This window comes from Amycolatopsis pithecellobii, assembly GCF_009707865.1.
GTDB classification, from domain to species: Bacteria; Actinomycetota; Actinomycetes; order Mycobacteriales; family Pseudonocardiaceae; genus Amycolatopsis_E; species Amycolatopsis_E pithecellobii.
The window spans coordinates 1-12966 of record NZ_WMBA01000112.1; the positions used below are offsets into that span (position 1 = coordinate 1).

12 protein-coding genes are annotated in these 12966 nt (G+C 67.7%); 1 reads left to right on the forward strand and 11 read right to left on the reverse strand.

Annotated elements, in window-relative coordinates; translation table 11 throughout:
• The 11 genes from GKO32_RS36990 to GKO32_RS37040 all read right to left on the reverse strand — a co-directional run.
• Positions 1 to 491: hypothetical protein (locus tag GKO32_RS36990; RefSeq protein ID WP_154761569.1), on the reverse strand; the 491-nt coding region annotated here is incomplete at its 3' end.
• Positions 491 to 1297, reverse strand: coding sequence for a WXG100 family type VII secretion target (locus GKO32_RS36995; RefSeq protein WP_154761570.1), 807 nt, complete (start codon positions 1295 to 1297; stop codon positions 491 to 493). The genes GKO32_RS36995 and GKO32_RS36990, both read right to left, overlap by 1 nt.
• Before the next feature lie 15 nt (positions 1298 to 1312).
• Positions 1313 to 1819, reverse strand: a complete 507-nt coding sequence (locus GKO32_RS37000; RefSeq protein ID WP_154761571.1) for a YbaB/EbfC family nucleoid-associated protein — start codon at positions 1817 to 1819, stop codon at positions 1313 to 1315.
• 21 nt (positions 1820 to 1840) lie between these two features.
• Entirely contained in the window at positions 1841 to 2590 is a 750-nt protein-coding gene (locus GKO32_RS37005; protein WP_154761572.1) for a hypothetical protein, read from the reverse strand.
• 163 nt (positions 2591 to 2753) lie between these two features.
• A complete protein-coding gene (locus GKO32_RS37010) occupies positions 2754 to 4154 on the reverse strand; it encodes a hypothetical protein (RefSeq protein WP_312869248.1) in 1401 nt (466 codons plus the stop codon).
• 10 nt (positions 4155 to 4164) lie between these two features.
• Positions 4165 to 6354 (reverse strand): putative glycosyltransferase family protein, encoded by a 2190-nt coding sequence (locus tag GKO32_RS37015; RefSeq protein ID WP_154761573.1) that lies wholly within the window; start codon positions 6352 to 6354, stop codon positions 4165 to 4167.
• Positions 6355 to 6391: 37 nt separating this feature from the next.
• Positions 6392 to 8326, reverse strand: coding sequence for an arabinofuranosyltransferase (locus GKO32_RS37020; protein WP_312869249.1), 1935 nt, complete (start codon positions 8324 to 8326; stop codon positions 6392 to 6394).
• A complete protein-coding gene (locus tag GKO32_RS37025; protein ID WP_312869253.1) occupies positions 8323 to 9258 on the reverse strand; it encodes a decaprenyl-phosphate phosphoribosyltransferase in 936 nt (311 codons plus the stop codon). Before GKO32_RS37025 ends, GKO32_RS37020 begins: the two co-directional genes overlap by 4 nt.
• Positions 9259 to 9296: 38 nt before the next feature.
• Positions 9297 to 9905: a phosphatase PAP2 family protein gene (locus GKO32_RS37030; protein ID WP_154761574.1), complete on the reverse strand. Its 609-nt coding sequence runs from the start codon at positions 9903 to 9905 to the stop codon at positions 9297 to 9299.
• Positions 9898 to 11121, reverse strand: a complete 1224-nt coding sequence (gene glf, locus GKO32_RS37035) for a UDP-galactopyranose mutase (RefSeq protein ID WP_312869250.1) — start codon at positions 11119 to 11121, stop codon at positions 9898 to 9900. Before glf ends, GKO32_RS37030 begins: the two co-directional genes overlap by 8 nt.
• 49 nt (positions 11122 to 11170) lie before the next feature.
• A complete protein-coding gene (locus GKO32_RS37040; protein WP_312869251.1) occupies positions 11171 to 12052 on the reverse strand; it encodes an LLM class flavin-dependent oxidoreductase in 882 nt (293 codons plus the stop codon).
• Positions 12053 to 12110: 58 nt separating this feature from the next.
• Here GKO32_RS37040 and GKO32_RS37045 point away from each other — a divergent pair, with 58 nt between their 5' ends.
• A complete protein-coding gene (locus GKO32_RS37045) occupies positions 12111 to 12926 on the forward strand; it encodes an HAD family hydrolase (RefSeq protein ID WP_312869252.1) in 816 nt (271 codons plus the stop codon).
• The last annotated feature ends 40 nt before the right edge of the window (positions 12927 to 12966 follow it).

A 12966-nucleotide genomic window follows, 5' to 3' on the forward strand; every position in this document is an offset into this window, starting at 1 on the left:
CCTCCGGTGGCGGGAGCTGCCGCCGAGGCGGGCCGGGTCGGCGAACCAGCGGACGGCGTCGTCTTACCGTCCATTTCGGACTTGAACTTGCTCAGCGTGTCGGCACTCGCCTGTTCGGTGCCCTGCAACGCTTCCCGCGCGGTCCTGGTCTGCGTCCTGGCCCCCTCGACAGCCGCACTCGCCTTCGCCACCTGCTGCTTGGCGCCGTCCAGCGCGGTGTTCAGGGTGCCGGTCATCGTGCTGCCGACCACACCCATCGACTGCGCACCGAAGTTCGCCGAGGCGACCCGCTGCCCGGCGGCGTCCACTCTGGACCGGGTGGCGTCGATCCGGCCCTCCATGGTGCCGAGCTGGTCCGGCTGGAACCGGTAGCCGCCACCGCTCGACGGTGCGCCGCTTTCCCCAGTGTGGTGCGGAGTCTGCGGCGACGGGGTGTTCGTGTGGTGCGGCGTCGGCACGTCCGGCGTCGGGACATGCGGGTGGCGTGCCATCAACCCTCCGTCGGGTACGGCTGTACGGCCTGGTAGGCGCCGAGGGCGAGCCCACCGGCGGTGGAGAACCGGTCCAGTCCCTTGGTGATCTTCTCCATCGCCTCGGCGAGTTTCGCGAGCCTGCTGCCCTGCCGGGCGAACGCCTGCAGCAGCTTGCTGATCTTGCCCGCGATCTTCGACGCGGTGGCCGCGGCCCGCGCGCCCGCGACCCCGCAGAACGCGGCGATCGAGCTGCCGAACGTCACCACCGCCGAGGCCGCGGCGATCAGCGCGTCGCGGATCAGCTCGGAGATCACCGAGGAAATCAGCCCGTACACGATCTCGCGCAGCGTGCACACCAGCATGCCGGACACCGCGGCGACGGTGGCCGTGCCGTCGAGTGTCTTGCCGAGCGACTCCAGCTCATCGCCGAGCTGGTGCATCGATCCCCGATACGCCTCGGCGGTGTCGCCCGACCACTCTCCGACCGTGCCGACATCCTGCCGGTGTTCGTTGGCCAGCTGGTGCATCTCGGCCGCGGCGGACTTGAGCTGGTCGACATTCGCGTTGATCTCGTCCGGGTTGCCCAGCAGCGCGTCGAGCGGTTCCCGCAGGAAGCTGATGTGCTGCAACAACCAGCCGACGCCGGCGTTGAGTACCGCGCCGAGCGGGTCGGCCAGCGCCGCGACGGTGTCGACCACCGCACCCGCCGCGTTGATCGACACGTCGAGGGCCTTCATGCCTTCGGATTCCGAATCGCTCGTGATGGAGTCGACCAGCCCGGCGTAGGAGTCGACGAACCCCGCGCCCGAGGTGGCAGTGGTCATCGCGGCGGCTCCCGGTCAGTCTCGGCGGAGATAGGAGTTGTCACCGAAGTCGTCGTCCTCGTCGTCGGACGGCCGAGCATGACGGGGACGGGGCTGCGGTCGCTGAGTGGGACGCTGCGGCGGCGCCGGGGGTTCCCCCTCGTCGGTGAACCGGTAGGTCGGGGCCGGTGGCTCCGCTTCCTCCTCGGGTTCCTCCGGCGGGATGTAGCCGGTGACCATGTGCATCGCCTCGGAGTCGGCGCCCAGCGGGGCGAACGCCTCGGCGACGTGGACCGCGGCCGCGCGTTGCGCCTTCCTGGCGAGCCGGAGGATTTCCTCCGCGAGCGCGGGCCCCTGGCGGGCGGACTCGGCGAGCCGCAGGCCGGTCAGCGCGCCGTTGGGCGCGACGGTGACCGTGATCGACCCGTCCTTCGAGGTCTCGGTGGCTCCGGCGGCCTCCAGGTTCTCCTGGAACTCCGCGGTCTTCGCCTTGACATCGGCGATCTTCGACTCGAAGTTCGCCAGCCACTCCTCAGGGGACATGCCGGAAGCCTAGCTTGCGAACTACGTACCGTTCGCCGGTTCTCGCGTCGAACGCCACTTTTCGAAGTCCAGATCCGCGTGGTGTTCCTGGTACCTGGCCAGGTCGTAGATGTGCACCGTCCTGGCCCACCGCGCATCCTCGCCTGGCTCGAAACCGTCGGCCGCCGCGCGGTCGTGGTCGTCACCGAGGTAGTACAGACCGACGGAACCGTCCGCCGAAATACCGGCGATCTCGCACGGATGGCCGAAGTACTCCGCACGCGTGGTGACCTCGACGGTCCTGCCGTCCTCGGTCTCCAGCACGCCCGAGCGCGGGCGGCCGTCGATGATCTGCGGACTTCCATTGGCCCAGCCACCGGTCAGCGGCAGGCCCTCGAGCGGCCGCGAGAAATGCGCCGAACGCCAGCGCAGGAACAGCAGATCGAGCTGCTTCTCGTAGTAGTCACGCAGCTCGGTGACCTCGACGGTCTTGAAGTACTCGTACTTGTTCTCGTGCAGGAAACCGTTGGCGGTGGCCCATTCATGATCCCACTCCGCCTCCATGACCAGCGCGTTTCCGTTTTCGTCCATGTCGTCGACGAGCACACCGTGGCCGCGGTAGGTGGCGTAGACCTGTATCGAGACCACCCGCTCGCACATGTCGACGGGGATCGGCTCGGTCCGGTCCCCGGACGGCGGATAAACATAGTTCTCGCCGACCGTATAGGACACCGGTCGCGACTGCCCGTCAATAACGGCAAAAACGCCACGCCGATAACGGGGGTAACTCATGACTCCCCCTTATTGTCTCACTGACCGATTGCTGGAAGGGACATTACCAATCCGACCAAAAGTAGGCCGACCGTGATCAACCGGAAGCCGAGCTATGCTGGGCCCATCGCCGTGACTGTGGTCGGATTGGTACCAATCAATACAATACGAGGGGGCTACGCGATCAGCGAATTGGCTCCAGTATGAAGTGCCCGACACCCTTCGCGACCGAATAGACCTGCCACGGACCGGGTCCGGCCTCGTAACGCAGCCGGTAGTCCAGCGGCACCGGTTGCTTCGCCCAGTCGAAATTCCGGTAGTCGATCCGGAAGAACCACGCCATCACCGGTCCTGCCTCGTCGATTCGCTGTCTGATCTGCGGTCCGAGCAGTCCTTGATCGGAAAAACCGTCGATCAGTTCGCAGTCGCAGAAGTATGCGATGGTGCCGATTTCACCGGGCGACTCCACTGTCGAACCCGGCGGTATCCGCTGAGCGAGCTCCTGCCCGACACGCGCGTAATCCCGCGCACTGGACCAGTTCCCGAAGAACGGCGGGGCTGCCCAGGGCACCGGGCGCTGGACGAACGCGGGTGCGTACCCGATCACCAGCAGCCCGGCGAGGACCACGATGACGGCCTGCGGGATCCGCGGCAGTCCGACGCCGACGGCCGCCGCGCTCAACGCGACGATCGGTGGCACGTAGTACCAGTGGTATGGCGGCACCTGGAGCAGCGAGTACACCACGAAGTAGGCGATCCCGCCGAGCCCGAGCCCGATGAACGGGTCCACGCGGCGGCGCACTACGAGACTCACCACCACCGCGACGACGCCCAGCTCGGCGGGCGCGAAGGTGAGCATGGCCATCGGGTCCCCGCCCCACATCTGCTGGAACCCGATCTGCGCGTACGTGTTGCCGTCGAAAGATTTCTGCAGCTGTTTGATGACGAGGGTGTCCGGCACCGCCGAACCGAAGTAGAACCAGCTGAATACGAACCAGGGCAACACCACGAGCACGCACCAGCCCAGCGCGCGCACGGCGTGCCGCCTGATCTCGGCTGCGCAGAGCGCGATCAGCACGACGAACACGATCAGATCGAGCCGGGTGAGGATCGCCAATGCCGCGACGATGCCGAACACGATCGGCCGGTCCGCGAAGGACACCAGCAGCACCAGCACGGTCGCGGTGAGCAGGACTTCCATTCCCAGCGCGGAAAGCAGCAGCGAGTTGAGCACGATCAGCGCGGTCCCGGCCAACGCGGCGCCCGGATGTAAGCGCATTCTGGAAAATGCCCAACCGATGGTCGCGCCAAGGCCGACATTGATGATACCGAGCGCGAGAACGGGATGCGCTGCACCGGAAATCCGGGTCAGGAACGTCACGAACCCGAGCAGCAGCACATTCAACGGTGAGGTCGCCGTGTTCGCGGGCATCCCGTGGACCAGCGCCCATTCCCCGTGCACGGCGAGATTCCGGGCGTAGTCGATCGAGATGTACGCGTCGTCGGTGAGGCTGTCTTTGGCGACCAGAAAAGCCAGCGCCGACAGCAACGCGCCACTCAGCGGAAGCCACCAGGACGTTCTCACCCCTGGGAAACTACCGCGACATCTCGGAATTCGCTGATGGCTCGGCCGCGTTCCACTGCTCCCGCCGCCGTCCCGCACCACTGCGGCGGCGCCGCCACCAGAATCCGGTGTAGCCGAGGGCGATCACCGTGGCCGCACCGAGCGCCCACGCACCGAGCCGCAATCCCGGCTCCGTGAAGGACAAACGCACGATATGGTCGCCCGGGGGCACATCGACGGTGAGCAATCCCGCGTTGTTGTCCCGCACCGGCACCGCGGCATCGTCCACAGTGGCCGTGTAACCCGGCCAATTGAGCCGCGCGAAAAGCAACCGGCCCCCTGTGAGCGCGCGATAGCTGACGGTTTCCGACTGCGGCTGGTTTTCCGAGGAAAGCACTTCCACGCCCGGCGATGCCCCGGATACCCGGCCCGGATACGGCAGCGGCGCGCTCCGCACCCATACCGTGCGCGCGTCGTCACGCGCCACGACTCGCCAGCCCGGCGGCGGAGGCCCATCGACGACGTCCGGCAGCAGGCGGCGTTGCAGGATGAGCGTTTCCACGCGCAGCGCGTCCACCAGCGGCACCCCGGTGCCGTCCACCGGCTGCCAGAGCCGCTGGTAGGCGTCCGCGCACACCTGGCCCTTGTAGGTCATGCACAGGGCCTGGTTCAGCTTCTCGAAGCCGATCCCGCTGTAGCGGTTGATCGTCTCGGTGCCGCGCAGCACGTTCTCGTTGCCGAACATCAGGTCGCCGTCCGGGTAGTCCTGTGCGCGCACCGACGTCTGGTCGGCCAGCTGCAACACGGTGCCGCGGACGAATGGCGTCTCCTGCCGCACCTGCGCGACCGAGACCGGCACCCCGGCGATGACCGAGTTCGTGGTCGCCGGCAGCCGCGCCGCCTGGAACGCCATGATCGCGACCGTGCCCGCGACCAGCACCGCGCCGAACGGCCGCGTCCCGTACCTGCGCCACACCAGCAGCGCGGCGCCGACCAGCGCCAGCACGACCACGGTCGCCAGCACGTGCTTGCGGTAGAGCTGCGGGCTGAGGGCCCACGAGAGGTAACCGCCCACCGCGACGAGCACCGCACTCGCGACCGCGCGCCGGCGGATCCGGTCCCGCGCGAGCCCGGCCGACAGCAGCACCGCGAACAGCACCGCCAAGCCGAGGTACAGGTTCTCGACCAGCCGGATCGGCCAGCGGAACAGCCACAGGTTCGACGGTCCCATCACCAGCAGCGCGTAGGCCCCGCAGATCACGAAAAGGCTCGTCAGCGGCCGGACGGCGGTACGCAGTGCACGGAACCGCAGCCACGGCAACAGCGGCATGATGAACCACGCGAAATACGTCGACGGGACGATCTCCTGGACCGCGCCGTTCCAGGTCACGATGCCCGGCAGGTAGGTCGGCGCGCTGGACGCGAGCAGGTCGCCGATGCCGGGGACCAGGAACATGTCGTTGCTGATCATGGCGAGGCTCTGCCGGTTCGTGACGGGCAACGCCAGCCGAAGCGGCAGAAACGCAATTGCGGCCGACGCGACGACACACACGCCGAGCAGCACGTACCCGCCGATCACCCGGTAGTTGCGCTGCCGGGCCAGCTCCACACAAATACCGGCGCTGACGATCGCGATGCCCAGCACGGCGTACGGGTTGCCGGTGGTGATCGCGAGGACGCCGAAGACGAACGGCACGAACGGGTTGAGCTCGCCACGCACGTGCCGCCGCGCGGCCCACCAGAACCAGGCGAGCCACGTCAGCGCCATCAGCTCGGCAGGCCAGCCCGCCGCCGCGTAGAAGAGGGTGAACCCGCCCGCCGGCATGGCGAACGCGAGCACGGCCGCGGGCACCCGGGTCGCGCCGTACTCGCGGCACAACAGGTACAGACCCATACCGAGCAGCGCGAGGAACTCGATGTTGACCAGTGCGGACGCCGCGGCGAGGTTGTCGAACAGCGAGACCACGACATAGTTGGCGAGCTCGACGGGATTCCACATCGAATACTCGCCCTCGGCGGCGTAATTCCCGCCGTACCAAGCGGATGGATCCATCATCGGCCAGTGCCCGGCACGCAACTGCTCGCCGAAGTGGTGCCAGAGCGGCACGAAGGATTCCGGGTTGTCGCCCGAGTAGTAGAACAGCGGCTGTATCCAGTACGGGATCGAAAAGATCAGCACGGCCAGCAGGCCGACCCCCAGGACCAGTACCCATTCAGGCAAGCGGCGCTTCATTGCGACCCCCTGGAACTGGCCGGCGTCAGCGACGCGCGACCACTGTGAACGGACCGACCTTCCGGTGCACGAATCCCGGAGAGTCGAAAAGGGACGGCTCGAAGTCGATCTTCTCGACCGCCACCGGCGAAGCCTGGGGGAAGGAATCCGAAGCGAGGTAGGCCGCGTACTTGCCGTCGTCATCACGGAACACGAACACATTCGGCGGTTCGTACGGGCTTTTCGCCAAACGGTCCGTCAGCTCGGCCGGATTCGCCGAGGCCGCCCAGTATTTGATCTCGCCATTGCGTTTCGCGTATTCGGCCAGCGGATTCGCGTAATGCGGCGTGGTCTGCTGAAAAACCCAGTACGGCGCGAACGACAGCAGCCGGTCGTAGGCGGAGAACACGATGTTCCCCGTCTGCGGACGGCCGGACAGCTGGTCGATCGTGCTGATCAGCTCGCCGGTCCACGCACCGTCCTGACTCAGGTCGTGCTGGCCCTTGGCGTTGTACCCGTCGGCGTAGTAATCGGATTCCGCGGTCTGGACCAGTGACGCGGTCGCTTTCACGCTGCTCTGCGCGAGCGAAAGGGCCGCGGCGAACGCGAGTACGAACCCGGTGACCAGCACTGCCCGCCTGTCCCGGAACATCCGTGGCACCAGCCGCAGCAGGTCCACCGCCGCGAACACACCCGCGATGGCGAGCACCGTGTTCACCGTGACGATGAACCGGAACGCCAGCAGCGTCGTGTGCAACACGAGCGCCAATGTGGACAGTCCAAACCAGACATACACCAGCGCCGTGACGACCAGCAGCGGGAACGCGACCTCGCTGCGGCGCGCCCGCAGCACCAGCCAGACCAGCCCGGCGAGGCACAGGAAACCGAACACGCTCGTCGGCTCGAACGGGGTTGGGAAGGTGGCGCTGCTCTCCGGCAGGAAGTGCGCCGCGACGTTCGGCTCGCCGAGGCCGCCGGCGAGGATGAAGGGCCCCCAGGTGACCAGCGACAGCACCAGCGTCACCACACCGATGACGACCAGGCGCAGGAACAACCGCTTCACCGTCGGCCCGGCGGCCTCGCCACGGACCACGTCGAGCACCCCGGCGACGACCGCCAGCACAACGACGAGCACGACACCGAGCGCGAGATGCAGCGTGTACGTGATCGCGGAAAAGCCCAGGAACAAGCCGATCAGCACGAGCGGCCAGGCCGGAACCCGGCCACGGCGGCGGAAGACCAGCCAGGCGAGCACCGCGATCGGCGGCAGCCAGGCCGTCGTCGGCCACGCGTAGGGCTCATCGACCGCGGCCGTGAGCAGGCCGGCGAACACAGTCACGATCGAGGCGAGCAGCGCGAGCCGGCGGCTCACCACCAGGCTCCACAGCACGAAGGCGACCACGGACGCCAGCGCCAGCCACATGATCGAATAGGGCTTGTAGGCGGCCCAGCCGTCCCAGCCGAGCAGGTTCGCGAACCGGCCGCCGAGCCAGAACCAGCCGCCCGGGTAGTACGGCGCGATGCCGTGGTAGTTCATGTCCGCGAGCGAACTGCCCGCAGCCATCCGCTCCAGGTACTGGAGGCGGAAGGTGTTGTCGACGGACGAGCCGCCGAGGAAGAACCGGGTGGCCTGCAGCGGGACGGCCGGCAACAGTGTGGTGAACGCGGCCAGTGCCGTCCACACGCCCGCGAGCTTCACCCAGGACGCCCAGCGCGTCGCCCACCCCGTGGCGAGCAGCCCGAACAGCACCAGCAGGATGACCGCGCTCGCGAGGTTGACCAGCGCGTCCGGCACGTACGTGCCGGGGTCGGTGCCGATCCGTCCTGCCGCGAACTGCAGGACGAGGCTCAGCACCACGGCCAGCACGCTGCCCAGCACCAGCTCGGCGACGGTCCGGCGCAGCGAAAGCCGGGTGAGCGGCGGTTCCTCCGGCGCGGGCGCCGTGTCGTTCTCGGCGCGCCGCGCCAGCGTCGTCGTCACAGGTAGAACGTCACCGCGAGCGTCGCGACCCACAACACCCCTAGGACCTGCAGGACCCGGTCCTTGAGCACGATCTCCTCGGGCTCACCGGCCGTGCCGCCGTCGACGTCCACCGCGTACCGCAGCACCGCGATGACGAACGGCACCATCGAGATCATCGGCCAGATCGAGCCGTGCGCGCCCTCGCGCAGGGTGAACGCCCACAGCGAGTACGACATGATCAGGATCGCCGCCGCCGTCGCCCACACGAACCGCAGGTAACTGGACGAGTATTTCTTGAGCGAGGACCGGATCTTCGCGCCGGTGCGCTCGAACAGCATGATCTCGGCGTAACGCTTGCCCGCCACCATGAACAGCGAGCCGAACGCGGTCACCAGCAGGAACCACTGCGAAAGGGCGATACCGGCCGCGACACCACCGGCCATCGCGCGCATCAGGAAGCCCGAACCCACGATCGCGAGGTCCACCACCGGCTGGTGCTTGAGCCCGAAGCAGTAGCCCAGCTGGACCGCCTCGTAGACACCGAGCACGATCGCCAGCTGCGGGCTGGCCAGGAACGACACGCCGAGCCCGGCGAGGAAGAACACCACCGCACCGGCGTAGGCCAGCGGCACCGGCACGATCCCGGCGGCGATGGGCCGGTTGCGTTTCGTCGGGTGCGCCCGGTCGGCCTCGACGTCGATCGCGTCGTTGATCAGATACACCGAGGACGCGACCAGCGAGAACGCCACGAACGCGATCAGCGCGTCGAGCAGCACTCCGCCGTTGGTGATCTGCGCCGCCGTGAACGGCGCGACGAAGACCAGCACGTTCTTCGCCCACTGGCGGGGGCGGGCCGTCTTGACCACGCCCAGCGCCATCCGGACCGGGCCTCGCTTGACCTCGGTCTGTTCGGTGTCCGGTTTGCTCTCGGTGTCCGGCGTGGTCTCCACGTCGGTCTCGTTCACTGATTTGGTCACGAAGGCTATCCCTACCCCTGTTTGCGGATCTTCCTGCGCAGCAGACCACCGACCACGCCACCGAGCGCTGCTCCGGCGAGCACGTCGGTCGGGTAATGCACCCCGAGCACGAGCCTGGAGGCCAGCATCGGCGGCACCAGGGCGGGAACCAGATTACGCCCGGTCAATCCGGAGTAGAGCACCGCCGCCGCCGTTGTGGACGTGGCATGCGAAGACGGGAAGCTCAGCCTGCTCGGCGTGCCGACCAGAACTTCGACGTCCGGGTGCTCCGGCCGCGGGCGGCGAACCACCCGCTTGACGGCGATGGACGCCCCGTGCGCCGCGGCCACACCACCGGCCGCGACCAGCCAGTCCTTGCGGCGCTTGCGGTCGATCGCGGCGCCGACCAGCCCGGCCGCAATCCACCCGATCGCGTGTTCACCGAAGTGCGACATCCCGCGCGCGGCCTTGACCGTCTGCGGCCGCTTCAAGGTGCGCTGCACCTTGGCGAGCAGCGCGACCTCCGGCTTCGCCTTGCCTGTTTTCTGCGACTCTGCGCGCGGTGGCCTCCGGCCTTCGGCGCGCTCTTCGGTCACCCCGAGTGCCGCGAGATCGGACTCCTTTTTGTCACGCTCAAGCATCGATGCTCCCGTCGAGTGGTGCGCCGCCGGTCAGGTGCGGGGCGATCTTGTTGTCGAACACCGACAGCGCCGAGCCGATGGCCATGTGCATGTCGAGGTACTTGTAGGTGCCGAGGCGCCCGCCGAACAGCACATTCCGCTCGACCGCCTCTTGCTTGGCCAGCTCCCGGTAGCGCTCGAGCTTCGCCCGGTCCTCGGCGGTGTTGATCGGGTAGTACGGCTCGTCTTCTTCGTTTGCCGAACGCGAGAACTCCCGGACGATGACGGTTTTGTCTTTCGGGTAGTCACGCTCGGGGTGGAAGTGCCGGAACTCGTGGATCCGGGTGAAGGGCACGTCCTCGTCGTTGTAGTTCATCACCGAGGTGCCCTGGTAATCCCCCGTGGGGACGACCTCCTGCTCGAAGTCGAGCGTGCGCCAGCCGAGGCGTCCCGCCGAGTAGCCGAAGTAACGGTCGAGCGGTCCGGTGTAGACGGTCGGCGTGCCGGCGGGGATCAGCCCGCGGATGTCGAAGTAGTCGACGTTGAGCCGGACCTCGATGTTCTCGTGGTCGGCCATCCGCTCGAGCCACGCGGTGTACCCGTCGACCGGCAGGCCCTCGTAGGTGTCGTTGAAGTAGCGGTTGTCGAAGGTGTAGCGCACCGGCAGCCGGGTGATGTTGGCCGCGGGCAGTTCCTTCGGGTCGGTCTGCCACTGCTTGGCGGTGTAGCCACGGAAGAACGCTTCGTAGAGGGGGCGGCCGATCAGCGAGATCGCCTTCTCTTCGAAATTCTGCGCGTCGGCGGTTTCGATCTCGCTGGCCTGCTGCGCGATCAGCGCACGTGCCTCGTCCGGCGTGTGCGATTTGCCGAAGAACTGATTGATCAACGCCAGGTTCATCGGCAGCGGATAAACCTGGCCCCGATACTTGCCGAACACCCGGTGCTGGTAGTTCGTGAACTCGGTGAACTGGTTCACGTACTCCCACACTCGTTTGTTCGAGGTGTGGAACAGGTGCGCGCCGTAGCGGTGCACCTCGATACCGGTCTCGGGCTCGGCCTCGGAGTACGCGTTGCCGCCCAGGTGGGCGCGCCGTTCCAGGACGAGCACGCGCTTGCCGAGCTGGGTGGCGGCACGTTCGGCCACGGTCAGCCCGAAGAACCCGGAACCGACCACGATCAAGTCATACCCGGTGAAGTCGGCCTCGGAAAAGTCAGTTCGGTTCGTGTGCTCGCTCACGGGCGTCGAGGGTACCCACGCTGCGGAACCCAATCGCATCGGCGGTGAGTTAAGCCGAATTGCGCAAGCCCGGCAATACGTCCGACACGACTTGTTCAAGCACTGTTTCCCGGCCGGCATAAGGACCGGTGGAGCGGGGCCAGTGGACGACGATATCGGTGAAGCCGAGTTCCGCCGCCCGGCCCGCGGCATCGGTGAACGCTCCGACGCTGGTCAACGAGAACACCGGCGCCGAGTCGAGGTTGAGATAGCGGGGCACGGTTTCGGCCCCGCGGTCGTGCTCCACGACGATCCCGTCGAACCGTGCCGCGAGTTCGCCGACACCCTGCCACCACTCGTCCTGGCTGTCGGCCGGGTGGCCGGTGGTGACCCAGCCGCCGAAGCGGGCCGCCAGCCGCATGTTCCGGGGCCCGTTGGCGGCGATTACGAACGGCATGCGCGGACGCTGCACCGGTCCGGGCAGGTTACGGGCGCCGGCGGCCTGGTAGTAGTCGCCGGAGTAGTCGAAGTTGTCCGTGCGGAGCAGGCCGTCGAGGGCTTCGACGAACTCCGCGAGCCGGTCGGACCGTTGTTTCGGGGTCGGCTCGCCGCCGACCATGACGTGGTTGTCGTAGCCGAGTCCGCCGGCGCCGATGCCCAGCAGCAGGCGGCCGTCGGCGATGTCGTCGAGGGTGATCAGTTCGCGCATGAATGGCACCGGGTGCCGGAACACAGGTGAGGCGACGAAGGTGCCGAGGCGGATGGTGGAGGTGACGGTCGCGGCGGCGGTGAGTGTGGGTACGGCGCTGAACCACGGGCCGTCGACGAGTGATCTCCAGCCGAGGTGGTCGTAGGTCCAGGCGTGGTCGAAGCCGTACTCCTCGGCCGCCCGCCATTTGGGCTCGGCGGCCCACCACCGGTCCTCGGGGAGAATCACAATGCCTGCGCGCACCCGGCAACGCTATCGGGCACCTGTGACCGCGGAACATCGGGCAGCGGACAATTCAACTGTGGAGCAACCCTTGTTGATTGCCTCGGACGTGGACGGCACCCTGCTTGATGCCTACGAACGGGTGACCGAACGTACGCGCGAGATCCTCCGTCGGGTGACGGCCGCGGAAGTCCCGATCGTGCTCGCCACCGGGCGCCCGCCGCGCTGGATCCCGTCGGTCGCGCACGACGCGGGTCTGACCGGCTATGCGGTGTGCGCGAACGGTGCCGTGCTGTACGACATCGGTGCCGACCGGGTTGTGCACGTGAACGGGTTGCTGGAGCCCATGTTGTTGCGCGACGTGGTGGCCGAGGTGGAGAAGGTGCTGCCGGGGTGCGGATTCGCCGCGGAGCGTATCGGCAGGCGGGCGATGGAGCCGGACCTGTACAACCTGGTGATCGAGGAGACCTACCGCAACCCGTGGGGCGATGGTGAGGGCCTGCGCGTGCCGCGGGCGGAGATCGTCGGTCACCCGTCGACGAAACTGCTGGTCAGCAGGCCCGGTATGACGTCGGACGAGATGGCCGCGGCGGTGGGGGCGGTGCTGGACACGTCGGTGGACATCACGTTCTCGGCGGGCTCGGGGTTGATCGAGATCTCGGCGCGGGGCATCACGAAGGCGACCGGCCTGGCCAACGTCGCCGAGCGCCTCGAGGTGCCGGCCGAGCGGGTCATCGCGTTCGGCGACATGCCCAACGACGTGGAAATGCTGAAGTGGGCCGGCCACGGGGTGGCGATGGCCAACGCCCACCCGGCCGCCGTGGAGGCCGCCGACGAGATCACCGCCCCGAACACGGAGGACGGCGTGGCGCAGGTCCTGGAACGGTGGTTTTGAGGGGTTCCGGGGTTGGGGCCGCCTAGGGTTCGTTTGGGGG